The sequence below is a fragment of the Streptomyces sp. NBC_01275 genome, from assembly GCF_026340655.1.
Classification (GTDB): domain Bacteria; phylum Actinomycetota; class Actinomycetes; order Streptomycetales; family Streptomycetaceae; genus Streptomyces.
The window spans coordinates 6,622,821-6,635,637 of record NZ_JAPEOZ010000001.1 but is presented as its reverse complement, the minus strand read 5'-3'; the positions used below and the strand labels follow the sequence as shown (position 1 = coordinate 6,635,637).

The 12,817-nt window shown below is 69.6% G+C and carries 15 protein-coding genes; 5 read left to right on the top strand and 10 right to left on the bottom strand.

The window, feature by feature from the left end; genetic code table 11:
* Positions 1-65: 65 nt before the first annotated feature.
* The 4 genes from OG562_RS29565 to OG562_RS29550 all read right to left on the bottom strand — a co-directional run bounded on the left by OG562_RS29565 (position 66) and on the right by OG562_RS29550 (position 4,428).
* Positions 66-1,433, bottom strand: a complete 1,368-nt coding sequence (locus OG562_RS29565) for a hypothetical protein (RefSeq protein WP_266403175.1) — start codon at positions 1,431-1,433, stop codon at positions 66-68.
* Entirely contained in the window at positions 1,423-2,049 is a 627-nt protein-coding gene (locus tag OG562_RS29560; RefSeq protein WP_266403172.1) for a DUF6114 domain-containing protein, read from the bottom strand. The genes OG562_RS29565 and OG562_RS29560 overlap by 11 nt, the downstream gene beginning before the upstream one ends.
* Positions 2,050-2,167: 118 nt before the next feature.
* Positions 2,168-2,800 (bottom strand): DUF6230 family protein, encoded by a 633-nt coding sequence (locus tag OG562_RS29555; RefSeq protein ID WP_266403169.1) that lies wholly within the window; start codon positions 2,798-2,800, stop codon positions 2,168-2,170.
* 647 nt (positions 2,801-3,447) lie between these two features.
* A complete protein-coding gene (locus OG562_RS29550) occupies positions 3,448-4,428 on the bottom strand; it encodes a tetratricopeptide repeat protein (protein WP_266403166.1) in 981 nt (326 codons plus the stop codon).
* A 170-nt stretch (positions 4,429-4,598) separates the two neighbouring features.
* Between OG562_RS29550 and OG562_RS29545 the strand changes: the two genes are divergently transcribed.
* Entirely contained in the window at positions 4,599-5,255 is a 657-nt protein-coding gene (locus tag OG562_RS29545) for a TetR/AcrR family transcriptional regulator (RefSeq protein ID WP_266403164.1), read from the top strand.
* Positions 5,256-5,296: 41 nt separating this feature from the next.
* Here the strand turns inward: OG562_RS29545 and OG562_RS29540 are convergent, their stop codons facing one another.
* The 6 genes from OG562_RS29540 to OG562_RS29515 all read right to left on the bottom strand — a co-directional run bounded on the left by OG562_RS29540 (position 5,297) and on the right by OG562_RS29515 (position 9,966).
* Positions 5,297-7,003: a methylmalonyl-CoA mutase gene (locus OG562_RS29540; RefSeq protein ID WP_266403161.1), complete on the bottom strand. Its 1,707-nt coding sequence runs from the start codon at positions 7,001-7,003 to the stop codon at positions 5,297-5,299.
* Positions 7,004-7,078: 75 nt separating this feature from the next.
* Positions 7,079-7,417: a DUF3817 domain-containing protein gene (locus tag OG562_RS29535; protein WP_266403158.1), complete on the bottom strand. Its 339-nt coding sequence runs from the start codon at positions 7,415-7,417 to the stop codon at positions 7,079-7,081.
* Positions 7,418-7,460: 43 nt separating this feature from the next.
* Entirely contained in the window at positions 7,461-7,970 is a 510-nt protein-coding gene (locus tag OG562_RS29530) for a MarR family winged helix-turn-helix transcriptional regulator (protein WP_266403155.1), read from the bottom strand.
* 58 nt (positions 7,971-8,028) lie between these two features.
* Complete coding sequence (locus tag OG562_RS29525) at positions 8,029-9,159, bottom strand: matrixin family metalloprotease (RefSeq protein WP_266403152.1); 1,131 nt, start codon at positions 9,157-9,159, stop codon at positions 8,029-8,031.
* A 166-nt stretch (positions 9,160-9,325) separates the two neighbouring features.
* Entirely contained in the window at positions 9,326-9,625 is a 300-nt protein-coding gene (locus OG562_RS29520) for an MTH1187 family thiamine-binding protein (RefSeq protein WP_266403150.1), read from the bottom strand.
* Entirely contained in the window at positions 9,622-9,966 is a 345-nt protein-coding gene (locus tag OG562_RS29515; RefSeq protein ID WP_266403147.1) for a DUF3817 domain-containing protein, read from the bottom strand. Before OG562_RS29515 ends, OG562_RS29520 begins: the two co-directional genes overlap by 4 nt.
* A gap of 175 nt (positions 9,967-10,141) precedes the next feature.
* Between OG562_RS29515 and OG562_RS29510 the strand changes: the two genes are divergently transcribed.
* From OG562_RS29510 to OG562_RS29495, 4 genes are all read left to right on the top strand, one after another.
* Positions 10,142-10,774 (top strand): AIM24 family protein, encoded by a 633-nt coding sequence (locus OG562_RS29510; protein WP_266409607.1) that lies wholly within the window; start codon positions 10,142-10,144, stop codon positions 10,772-10,774.
* A gap of 1 nt (position 10,775) precedes the next feature.
* A complete protein-coding gene (locus OG562_RS29505) occupies positions 10,776-11,426 on the top strand; it encodes an AIM24 family protein (protein WP_266403144.1) in 651 nt (216 codons plus the stop codon).
* Between the two features lie 2 nt (positions 11,427-11,428).
* Positions 11,429-12,235, top strand: coding sequence for an AIM24 family protein (locus OG562_RS29500; protein WP_266409605.1), 807 nt, complete (start codon positions 11,429-11,431; stop codon positions 12,233-12,235).
* Positions 12,236-12,339: 104 nt separating this feature from the next.
* Entirely contained in the window at positions 12,340-12,816 is a 477-nt protein-coding gene (locus OG562_RS29495; RefSeq protein WP_266403141.1) for a MarR family winged helix-turn-helix transcriptional regulator, read from the top strand.
* Position 12,817: the final 1 nt, after the last annotated feature.

Here is a 12,817-nt window from a genome sequence, read left to right as displayed (position 1 = left end):
AATGGTCTGAAACGACGGTGAGGGCGCCCCCTGTGACAGGGGGCGCCCTCACCGTCGTGGCGTTTCTAGTCGTTGTAGACGTGCATCCCCGGAATGTGGAGGTCGCCGCCGAACTGGCCGGCCTGGACGACCTTCACCTTCGTGAAGTAGATCAGCGGGATGTTCAGCGGGGGCGGGCTGTCCGGGCTGAACGTGACCGGGATCAGGCCGAACAGGTTCCCCGAGATGCTCTCGGTGTACATGATCGTCTGCCCGTTGCGGATCGTGGACGTCGTGCCCGAGCCCGCCTGGACGTGGTAGGTCTTGCCGGCCTGCTTGTCGATCACCGTCTGGTGCAGGTCGCCGATGTCGGTGCCGTCGGAGATGACGTACTTCAGGACCTTCTTCTTGGTCCCGTCGGCCGTCTTCACCTCGACGACGCCCTGGTAGTCGGCGCCCTTGAGCAGCAGCGAACTGGCGTTGAGGTACCAGGGGTCGTTCGCGAGAGCGACCTTGTTGTCGATGCCGCTCTCGTCGAGGGTGGCGACGGGGCAGTCGTCGGTGCTCGTGGCGCTCTCGCTGGCGGACGGCGAGGCGGTCGCCTCGTCGGCGGCCTTCTCGGCGTCCTGGGTGGCGTCGTCGGCCGCGTCGGCGGCTTCCTTGGCCGTGTCCTTCACCGTGTCGGTGACGGCGTCGCTGGTGCCCTTGGCGGTGCCCTCGTCGGAGCCGCTCGTGTCCGAGCCGCCGGAGGAGCCCGAGCTCGACGACGAGTCGTCGCCGGTCGAGGCCGAGGCGGACGCGGACGGCGACGGGCTCGCGCTCGTGCCGGAGTCGTCGGCGGTGTCGGCGGAGTCGCTGCCGTCGAAGAGGTCCGTGATGGCGTCGCCGATGGTCTCCAGGACGTTCTTGCTCGTCTCGGAGGCCGACGGGCTGGGCGTCGCGGTGTCGTCAGACGACGTCGACGAGGACTGGGAGGTCGTCGTCGAGCTGTCCGCGGCGGCCTCGGAGGACGCCGACGGCGAGGGCTCGGCCGTGCCGTCGGAACCCGAGTCCGACGAAGAGGAACCGCCAGAGCCGCCCGACGCGTCCTCGGAGTCGTCCGTGGACGTCGAGCCGTCCGTGGAGTCGTCCTTGGTGTCGCTCGTGCTCTCGGACGCGGACGGCGACGGCGAGGCCGACGCGGAGGCGTCCGACTCGTCGAGGGCCGCGACGCAGTCCTTGTACTCGTCGATGGTGAGGCTCTTGGACGCCGGCTGGTCCTCGGCAGTGGCGAGGGTCGGCGTGAAGCCCATCCCCATCAGCACCGCGGTGGGCATGGCCGCCAGGGCTATCGCCTTGCCGGCCGGCATGTGGAACCTGGTGAACAGCGGCTTCTTGGGTGCCGCGTGGCGCGGCCCGGTTCTCACACGGGCAGCGTCCACACCGCTCCCGGTGGTCACCTCGTCAGCCGGCACTGTGCCTCCCGTTCGCCCCGGTGGCCGGGATCGTTCCTGACAGATCGTTCGGCTCGCCCGCCCTGTCGGCGTCCTCCGTGTGGGAGGACTCCTTGGTCAGGGCCGGGCCCGTGCTGTACGGGTTCTCGGTGATCTCGCCCGCCGGTTCGGCGCCCGCGGGGAACGCGCTCTCGGGCGCTCCTCCCATGGCCGGTCCGGTCCCCGGCGCCGGCTCCACAGGCGGTACGCCCGGCATCCAGGACACCGCCATCGCTCCGCCGATCAGTGCGAACAGGAAGCCGATGAGGAAGCCGCCGAGGTTGGAGACCGGCAGGGACACCAGGCCGAGCAGGATCGCCGCGACACCCGCGAAGGTCCTTACGTGCTTCTGGAACCACAGGCTCACGCCCAGTACGACCAGCAGCACACCGATGATCAGGGAGCCCGCGCCCGCGGTGGTCGCCATCGCCAGCGTCAGGTGGCCCACCTGGAGGTGCGCGTACGGGAAATAGGCGATGGGGAGTCCACTGAAGAGGACGAACAGACCGGCCCAGAAAGGCCTCGTGCCCCGCCATGCGCGGAACTGCTGCCTCCAGTGGGTGAACCGGCCGGGGGCGACAGGGGTCTCGGCGCTCATGGAAAACAGCTCCCTGGTGCGGCGTTGCTGTGGTGGTGGGTCGTACTGCGGGTGAAGACCCGGGGTTCAGACTGGACGGGCGGGGGCGCCACCGGCTCCCCCGCCCGTCAGAGAGTGCTTAGTAGCACTCCTTGGTGCCCGTCGACAGCGACATCTTCAGGCCGCTGAGCTTGAAGGTTCCGGCAGTGGTGGCCCACGCCGTCTGCTTCACGTCGGTCAGCTCCGCGGACTCCGCCTGCTGGGCGAAGCCGTAGGGGTTGGCCGTGTCACCGCTCTTGATGCCAGGACCCTTGCTGAGGTCCTTGCCGGCCACACCGATGTCGATGCCCTTGAACACGGCATCGGCGGCGAGGTCCTCGACGTCGATGTACAGGTTGTCGGCCTCGACCGGCGTGCCACTGCCGCCGGCCTTCAGGATGAGGCTGACGGACCCGAGCAGCGGGATGTTCGGGGTGACCACGGACTGGCACATGTTCGTGATCGAGGCGCTCTTGAACGCCGAGACGGCGACGGGGTGAGCCGTCTTCTTGCCGTCGAGGGTGTAACCCGCGTCGATCGCGCCGTACTGCGAGAAGCCGGTGCCGACGAGCTTGTCGGCGCTGACCTTGAACGACTGCCCCGACACGCTGAACGACGCGGCGAGCGCGCCCTGCGCGAGGGCGACGCCTATCGCAGCCGTGGCGGCCACGCTGGGCACCATGACGACGGCGAACCGCTTCCATCTGGTCCCGCCACGCACCTGGGACTCCATATTTCCTCCTTCTCGGACGTACATCTCCGGCCCTGACTCGCCCCCATGGCGGCGGCTCAGCCGGGCAGGGATGGGAGAAGTGCTACGTCCTCGGGAATGGGGAGCGCCCGTACTCGGAGGCGCGAACCGCGCACCGATCACCGGCGATCACCCCCGAGCGACAACCACTGGTCGCGCCTGACACGCATCACGCACAACCTTGCTGGACAGGCTCCACCGAGCGGCGAAGACCCCCCTGCCCAAGGGACGACGGCACTGCCGTCGGCCCTGCTCGGTGGGGACCCAGGAAAACCCGTTGACCCAACCGGCTGTCGGGGTACGGGAATGGACCGAGCGTGGCCGATCGTGGTGCATTCTCGCCGCCCGCACAAGGGGGTTCGTTACTGGCTAGTAACGGCGCGATAACCGAACAACGACCCATAGGTCTCGGGCAGCGACACAGGGTGGCAACAACCCCCGGAACAAAGCTGTTGATCGATGGACAGAACCCGACAGACCAACGCCCTCGACTTACTTGAAGTAACAGCGGCCGCGATTACCAAGATTTGGTAAAGCGCGGCCGCAGGGGAACCACAGGGACGGAACTTTCACTCGGGAACCACGAGTCCCGACGTTTAGCGACTGGTCAGAACCGGCCCCCGCCCGGCTCAGAACAGAGCGCGCGCCAGCGCCCGCCGCGCCGCGGCCACCCGCGGGTCCTCGGGCCCGACCACCTCGAACAGCTCCAGCAGCCGCAGTCGTACGGCGTCCCGGTCGTCGCCGAACGTGCCCCGCACGGTGTCGATGAGCCGTCCGAACGCGTCCTCGACGTGACCGCCCACCAGATCCAGGTCGGCCGCCGCGATCTGCGCCTCGACGTCGGTGGGCCGGTCGGCGGCGTCCTTGCGCACCTGCTGCGGGTCCATACCTCCCACCCGGTGGAGCAACTCGGCCTGCGCGAGCCCGAGTTTGGCCTCCGTGTTGCCCGGGTCGTCGGCGAGCACGTTCTGGTAGGCCCGCACCGCGCCGCCGAAGTCCCCCGCGTCCAGCGCCTGGACGGCGGCTTCGAGGAGCCCGTCGTACGGACCGGCCGGGGTCTCCTCCACGGCCTCGGCACCGCGGTCGCCGGGCTCGGCGTCGGGGTCGACGGTCAGGCCGGTCAGACCGAAGCGCTGCTCGGCGACCTGCACCAGCTGATCGAGGGTCTGGCGGATCTGCGCCTCGCCCGCGGCCCCCTGGAAGAGCGGCAGCGCCTGCCCCGCGACCACCGCGAAGACGGCCGGGATCCCCTGGACCCCGAACTGCTGCATCAGCATCTGGTTGGCGTCGACGTCGATCTTGGCGAGGAGGAAGCGTCCGTTGTACTCGACGGCAAGCCGCTCCAGGACGGGGCTCAGCTGCTTGCAGGGCTGGCACCACTCGGCCCAGAAGTCGATGACGACGGGCACTTCGGCGGACCGCTGCAGGACTTCGCTCTCGAATCCCGCCTCGTCGACGTCGATGACGAGATCGGCCGGGGAGACGGCCCCCGCGCCGCCCTGGCGGGCCGTTTCGGCGCGCGTCTGCTCCGCCTTCGCCTTGGCCTCCTGGGCCGCCTTCACCGCGGCGAGGTCGACGACTCCGCTCATGGACATGTTCCGTGGCTGCATGCGTCTATCCTCCCCCGTTTCCGCGCCTGCACGAAAAGCGCTCCGGGTACGTCCGTCACGGCGCTTTCGCTACGAGTCGTAGCGTAATGGCACCGAGTGCCTCTGCAACAGGGCCCACCGGTGATCTCCCTCACGGAGGCGCCGCGGAAACCGGCGGTTATCGTCTGGGGATGCAGAGCCGCACCCCCGCCGGCCGCACCCCCGCGTGCCGTACCCCCGCGTGCCGTACCGGCAGGCCGCGCAGCGCCGCCGCGGACGCCGCGATCCTGGCCGCGACGCGGGCGGCACTGGTCGACCTGGGCTGGTCGAAGCTGACCCTGGGAGACGTGGCGACGCGCGCCGGGGTCGCCAAGACGACCCTCTACCGCCGCTGGGCGGGCAAGAACGAACTCGTGGTCGACGCGGTCGCGGAACTCTTCGACGAACTCGAACTCCCCGACCGCGGCAGCCTGGCCGCCGACATCGAGGGCGTGGTCCTGCAGTTCGCGGCGATCCTGGCCCGCCCCGAGGCCAGGAGCGGCCTGATGGCGGTGGTCGCCGAGTCCACCCGCGACGACGCCCTGCGCGCCCGCATCCGCGACTCCATCGTCGAGCCCCAGAAGGACCTGGTTCTGGAGGGCCGCGCCCGCGCCCAGGCCCGCGGCGAACTCCCCCCGCAGACCGGCCCCGACGAGACCGCCCGCACCGTCGACCTCATCTTCGACGTCGTCGCGGGCGCGGTCGTCCACCGCACCCTGGTCAGCGCGGAACCGGCGGACGAGGAGTGGGCGCGCGGCTTCACCCGGGTGCTGCTGCTGGGACTGGCGGGAGCCTCGCAGGTCGCGTAGCGCCGGCCGACGCAACAGCCAGGACCCGGATCGGAACCCGCTCAGAACCCGGCCGGCTCCGTGTAGACCCCCCACTCCTCCCGCAGCAGGTCGCAGATCTCCCCCAGCGTCGCCTCCGCCCGGACGGCGTCCAGCATCGGCCCGATCATGTTCGAACCGTCGCGGGCGGCGTCCGTCAGGGCGTCCAGCGCGGCCCGTACGGCGATGTCGTCACGCGCCGCCCTACGGACGCCCAGCGCCCGCACCTGCTCCCGCTCCACCTCGTGGCCGACCCGCAGGATCTCCAGGTCCCCGGTCACCGACCCGGTGTGCGCGTTGACGCCGACGACCCGCTTCTCCCCCTTCTCCAGGGCCTGCTGATAGCGGAACGCCGACTCGGCGATCTCCCCGGTGAACCAGCCGTCCTCGATGCCCCGCAGGATCCCGGAGGTGATCGGACCGATCGGGTGCCGTCCGTCGGGGTGGGCCCGCAGCCCCCGCTCCCTGATCTGCTCGAAGATCTTCTCCGCGTCGGCCTCGATCCGGTCCGTCAGCTGCTCCACGAACCACGAACCGCCCAGCGGATCGGCGACGTTGGCGACGCCGGTCTCCTCCATCAGCACCTGCTGCGTGCGCAGCGCGATCTCGGCGGCCTGCTCGCTCGGCAGCGCGAGGGTCTCGTCCAGGGCGTTGGTGTGCAGCGAGTTGGTCCCGCCGAGGACCGCCGCGAGCGCCTCCACCGCCGTGCGCACCACGTTGTTGTACGGCTGCTGGGCGGTCAGCGAGACGCCGGCGGTCTGGGTGTGGAAGCGCAGCCACTGGGCCTTGTCGGACCGCGCGCCGTAGACGTCCCGCATCCAGCGGGCCCAGATCCGGCGCGCCGCGCGGAACTTGGCGATCTCCTCGAAGAAGTCGAGGTGCGCGTCGAAGAAGAAGGACAGGCCGGGCGCGAAGACGTCGACGTCCATGCCGCGGGACAGGCCCAGTTCGACGTACCCGAAGCCGTCCGCCAGCGTGTACGCCAGCTCCTGCGCGGCCGTCGCGCCGGCCTCGCGGATGTGGTAGCCGGAGACGGACAGCGGCTTGTACGCGGGGATGGCGCTCGCGCAGTACTCCATCAGGTCGCCGATGAGGCGCAGATGCGGCTCGGGCGGGAAGAGCCACTCCTTCTGGGCGATGTACTCCTTGAAGATGTCCGTCTGGAGGGTGCCGTTGAGGACGGACGGGTCGACGCCCTGGCGCTCGGCGGCGACCAGGTACATGCAGAAGACGGGGACGGCGGGACCGCTGATCGTCATGGAGGTCGTGACGTCGCCCAGCGGGATGTCCTTGAACAAGACCTCCATGTCGGCGGCGGAGTCGACGGCGACCCCGCAGTGGCCGACCTCGCCGAGCGAGTGCCGGTCGTCGGAGTCGCGGCCCATGAGCGTCGGCATGTCGAAGGCGACGGAGAGTCCGCCGCCGCCGTTGGCCAGGATCGTCCGGTAGCGCTCGTTGGTCTGCTCGGCGTTGCCGAACCCGGCGAACTGGCGGATGGTCCACGTCCGCCCCCGGTAGCCGGTCGGATACAGGCCTCGGGTGTAGGGGTACTCCCCCGGCCAGCCGATCCGCTCGAAGCCCTCGTACGTGTCACCGGGCCGGGGCCCGTACACCGGCTCCACCGGGTCTCCGGAGAGCGTGGAGAAGTCGGCCTCACGCGTGCGTGAGGCGTCGTACCGGGCCTGCCAGCGACGGCGGCCCTCCTCGATGGCGTCAGCGTCAGCGTCCATGCCCCAAATTTACTAGGACGTCCTAGTAAATGTCGACGGCTGACCGCCGTACGCCATCCGTACGGCGGTAACCCGCTAGACCTTCGCGGCGACGGGCACGTCCTGCGCGATCTTCGACTCCAGCTCGTGGCTGATCTTCCGCTCCACGAAGAAGGCGGCGGTCGGGATGGTCCCGGCCAGCAGCACCCACAGCTGCTTGCCGACCGGCCACTTCGCCTTGGAGCCCAGGTCGAAGGCGAAGACGAGGTAGACGACGTACAGCCAGCCGTGCGCGATGGCGACGACCCGGGTGAAGTCGGCGGCGCCGTCGACGCTCAGGCCGTACTTGGCGATCATGCTCAGGCACAGCAGGACCAGCAGCACACCGGTGACGTAGGCCAGGACGCGGTAGCGGGTCAGCACGCTCTTTTTCATGCGGTCGAGCGTAACGACCCGTTCCGGGAGATCTTGCCCCGGGTCAGTCCTCGTCGAAGTCCCGCGCGGCGACCCGCAGCGGCCTGAGCATCGCGAAGAGCTCCCCGCACTCGTCCGCGTCGTACACCCCGAGGCCGAAGTCCATCGCCATCAGGTCGCGGGTGGCCGCGTCGACGACCTCGCGGCCCTTGTCGGTGATCACGGCGAGGGTGCCGCGGCCGTCGTTGGGGTTGGGGCGCTTGGCGACCAGGCCCGACTTGACCAGGCGGTCCACGGTGTTCGTCACCGACGTCGGGTGCACCATGAGCCGCTCGCCGATCTTCGACATGGTCAGCTCGCCCTCCTTGGAGAAGGTGAGCAGCACCAGCGCCTCGTAGCGCGCGAACGTCAGCCCGTACGGCTTGACCACCGCGTCGACCTCGGCGAGCAGGATCTGGTGGGCGCGCATGATCGAGGTGATGGCGGCCATGGAGGGCACACTGCCCCAGCGCTGCTTCCAGAGCTCGTCGGCGCGCGCGATGGGGTCGAAGGGAAGACTGAGCGGCTTCGGCACGCCTCCAGACCTTACCGGCCGTTCATATGCTGGTCAGCCCCGTCTCGACTTTCGGTCCTCACCTTCGGTAGAGGCTGCGCAGGCCGAGGACGTCGCCCTTGCCGAGGGTGCGGGCGCTCATGGAGCAGGGGAACGAGTTCGCGAACATGGTGAGGTTCTCGTGGCGCGCGCCCGCGTGACCCAGGCCGAAGACATGCCCGGCCTCGTGGGTGGCGACGCCCCGGATGTCGTAGTCGTTCGCGCAGCCGGTGCCCGCGGGGTCGTTCGTGAACGTGTAGTCGTGGGTGTTGAAGCGGACGTCGGCTTCGAGCAGCCGGTCGGGGCCGCCGGGAACCGGACGGCTCCAGGTGCAGGTCGTGGCCACGGCGACGGTGCTGAGGTCGCCGGCGTCCCAGACGCTCATGCCGTCCCGCGCGGTGCAGCGGGCCATGTGGTCGATGCCCGCCTCGTTGCCGGTGGCGGCCAGGAACCTCGCCTTCGCCGCGACCGGGTCGGCGAAGCCGCAGCTGTTGCGGGCGCCGGTGATGGTGGCGATGGCCTCCTCGAAGATCTGGCGCACCTCGCGGCGGGGCAGATCGCCCGGCTGGGGGCCGTCGCCGATGAACCACTCGTAGGTGCCGTACTCCTTGCTGTCGACGGTGGTGTAGGCGGAGTCGGCGCAGGCGGCGGGGGCGTCGGCGCGGGTGCCGGGGGCCGAGGCCGAGAGGAGCGCGTGGGGCGCGTGGGGCGCCCCTGCCGACGGCTGGCCGTCGTCGTGGCCGTCGTCGTAGCTGTAGGAGACCGTGCCGTCGGCGGCGACGGTCAGGGTGAAGCCGTGGGCCGAGCCGTCCGTCGTGAGCGCGTCGACCCTGACGGCCGTGCCGGGCTCGGGGACCGTGAGGCCGGCGCCGTCGTGGGTGACCAGGCGGCCCACGGCGGCGCAGTCGAGCACGGAGGCGCCGGCGGGCAGATCGTCGACGGTCAGCTCACCCGGCGCGAGCGCGCACGCGGGAGCGGGGGCCGACGATCGCCCGGCTCGCGACGGCGCACCTCCCCCGGCCGCCGCCAGGGCCGCCACCAGCACCGACGCGGTGACCGTCCTGCCCAGCAGCCCGCCGCCGGAACCACTCCGCCGCACCACTCCGCCTCCCTCCGGCCCCGTCGAACGCTCGCTCGTCGCACGGAACTTGATCGTCGCCCTGATGAGCACCGGGAGAGGTTAGCCACCCCGCAGACGTCGAAACGCATAACCCGATCGCCTGATTGAGCGACCGGTCAAACGGGTGTACCGACTTGGTGCAGGGGTTCGGAACGAGAGGTTCGGGGGCGGAGGGAGGACGCGGAGGAGGACTTCGGAGGGAGGGGGGCAGGGGGCCTCAGAGGGAGGGGTTCAGGTACCGCTCCACCGTCTCGACCTTCGCCGTGAGTCCGTCCGTCACGCCGGGGCGGATGTCGGCCTTGAGGACCAGGGAGACCCGGGGTGCGCGGGCTTCCACGGCGGCGACGGCGCGCTTGACGACGTCCATGACCTCGTCCCACTCGCCCTCGACGGAGGTGAACATCGCGTCGGTGCGGTGCGGCAGGCCCGAGTCGCGGACGACGCGGACGGCGTCGGCGACGTACTCGCCGACCTCCTCGCCGACGCCCAGCGGGGTGACGGAGAAGGCGACGATCACGCGTTGACCACGCCTTCCTTGCGGACGCGGGAGGCGATCACCGCGTCCTCGGCCTCACGGCGCAGCCTGCGCTCGGCGAAGAAGCCGCCGGTGGGCAGGACCGAGAGGACGAAGTAGAGGGCGGCGGTCTTCAGGGACCACTTGGCGCGGTTCCAGGCGTCCGCCCAGAAGATCACGTACAGGACGAAGAGCACGCCGTGGACCATGCCCATGACGGGCACCGCGTTGAAGTCCGTGGTCCGCTTCAGCACCGAGCACACGAGCAGGAGCAGGAAGGAGATGGCCTCGGGGGCGGAGACGAGTCGGAGTCGGCGGAGGGCGGAGGCTGTCTTCAGATCCACGGGTCACCTTCGGGGGAGATCGGGGGAGAGACGTTGACGTCGGCGACTTGTGAACGCACGCACAAGCGCTCGCCCATTGTGACAAACGGTCCCCCTAAGGGTGCGATCAGGGTCTCTCTCCACCTACGGGCCCTGTTCCACCCGGCCGTCCGGCGGCTACCTTCGCAGCGTGGCGATGTTTCGACTGCAAGGCAGCAAGGTGCTCGCCGTCGACATGACCGGGGATGCCGTGAAGGCGAAGAACGGCTCCATGGTCGCGTACGACGGGCAGATGGCCTTCAAGAAGCTCAGTGGCGGCGGCGAGGGCATCCGGGGGATGGTGACCCGGCGGCTCACCGGCGAGCAGATGACCGTGATGGAGGTGAGGGGGCAGGGGACGTGCTGGTTCGCCGATCGCGCCTCCGAGATCAACCTCGTCAGTCTCCAGGGGGACAAGCTGTACGTGGAGTCGAGCAATCTGCTCGCGACGGACGCGGGGCTGCGCACGGGGACCAGTTTCACCGGGCTGCGGGGGGCGTCCCAGGGCAACGGCCTGTTCACGACGACCGTCGAGGGCCATGGACAGGCGGCGATCATGTCCGACGGGCCCGCGGTGGTGCTCCGGGTGAGCCCGCAGTACCCGCTGACGGTCGACCCGGGCGCGTACATCGCGCACCAGGGCAACGTCCGGCAGTCCCTCCAGTCGGGTGTGACCTTCCGCACCTTCCTGGGCGAGGGCGGCGGCGAGGCCTTCCAGATGCGCTTCGAGGGGGACGGTCTGGTGTACGTCCAGCCGAGCGAGCGGAACACGATCGCGGGGGACGTGTGACATGGCCTTCCGTGAGATCAACTCCAAGATGGTCGAGGCGACCCTCCATCCCGGTCAGCGGCTGTTCAGTCAGCGCGGCGCGATGCTGGCGTACCGCGGCGAGGTGTCCTTCACGCCCAACATCCAGGGCGGGCAGGGCGGGGTGATGTCGATGATCGGCCGCCGGCTGGCCAACGAGGACACGCCCCTGATGAGCGTCGAGGGCAGCGGCACGGTCCTGTTCGGACACGGCGGACATCACGTCCATGTCATCCAGCTCACCGGCGACACGCTGTACGTCGAGGCGGACCGGCTGCTCGCCTTCGAGGGCACGCTCCAGCAGGGCACGATGTTCCTGGGCTCCCAGGGCGGGGTGATGGGCATGGTCCGCGGCCAGATCAGCGGCCAGGGCCTGTTCACCACGACCCTGAAGGGGCAGGGGGCCGTCGCCGTGATGGCGCACGGCGGGGTCTTCGAGATCCCGATCACCCCCCAGCGCCCGGTCCACGTCGACCCGCAGGCCTACGTCGCCCACCACGGCGACGTCCGCAACAAGCTGTCGACCGCGCTGGGCTGGCGGGACATGGTGGGCCGGGGCTCCGGCGAGGGGTTCCAGCTGGAGCTCAGCGGCAGCGGTGCGGTGTTCGTCCAGGCGTCGGAGGAGAAGCTGTGAGCATGTACGGAGCTCCGGGCGCCGGCCCGTCGGTGTTCGACCCCATGACCCTGCCGGTCGACGACAACGTGAACAACTACACCTTCTGCGTGGAGCTCAAGGGGAGCCAGTGGTTCCTGCAGAAGGGGAAGATGATCGCCTACTACGGCTCGATCGACTTCAACGGCATCGGACACGGCCGGCTGGACCGTCTCGTGCGTACGTCGTTCCATTCGCCTCTGCACGCGAGCGACTGGGTCGTGGCGGAGGGCTCGGGCAAGATGCTCCTCGCCGACCGGGCCTTCGACGTGAATTCGTACGACTTGGACGACGGCAATCTGACCATTCGCTCGGGCAATCTGCTTGCTTTTCAGCCAACTCTGTCGCTGAAGCAGTCGATCGTGCCGGGATTTCTCACTCTGATCGGAACCGGGAAGTTCGTCGCCGCATCTAACGGTCCGGTGGTGTTCATGGAGCCTCCCATCCGGGTGGACCCGCAGGCGCTCGTCGGCTGGGCCGACTGCCCGTCGCCCTGCCATCACTACGACCACGGGTACATGACGGGCGTGATGGGCGGTCTACGTGCGCTGACAGGCCTGGGCGGGGCCTCCGGGGAGGAGCACCAGTTCGAGTTCGTGGGCGCCGGCACGGTGCTGCTGCAGTCCTCCGAGACCCTGATGGCCGAGCAGGCCACGGGGGCCGTTCCGCACGAGCCGGGGGTGCCCGGCGGCGGTGCGGCGCCCGGCGGTCAGGGCGGCCACGGGGCGCCGGGCGGGGCGCCGCGCCTTCCCGGACAGCTGGGGGACCTCCAGCGTCGCTTCGGGCTGTGAGCGGTAGTCTGCGGAGTGTGACATCGAACGTGTGCACACCGTCACTTTCACCGCACGACAACCCTCACTAGTTCGCCTTTCAACATTTTAGGTAGACTTCATTCATGGAGACCGAAACGGCCACACGCTGGCTGACCGATGCGGAGCAGTGCGCCTGGCGCACCCACCTGGAGGTCAACAGGCTGTTGACGTACCAGCTCGAGAAGGACCTGCAGCCGTTCGGCCTGACGATGAACGACTACGAGATCCTCGTGAACCTCTCCGAGTCGGAAGACGTCCGGATGCGGATGAGTGATCTCGCCTCCGCCACCCTCCAGTCCAAGAGTCGCCTCTCGCACCAGATCACCCGTATGGAGAACGCGAACCTGGTGCGCCGCGAGAACTGCGAGTCCGACCGCCGCGGTCTGTACGCGGTGCTGACCGAGCACGGCATGGAGACGATGCAGAAGGTCGCGCCCCATCATGTGGGATCCGTGCGCCGGCACTTCATCGACCTGCTCTCCCCCGAGGCCCTGGCGGAACTCGACAAGGCCCTCAAGCCCATCGGGGAACACCTCCGAGGGCAGCGCGGACGCCCGTAGC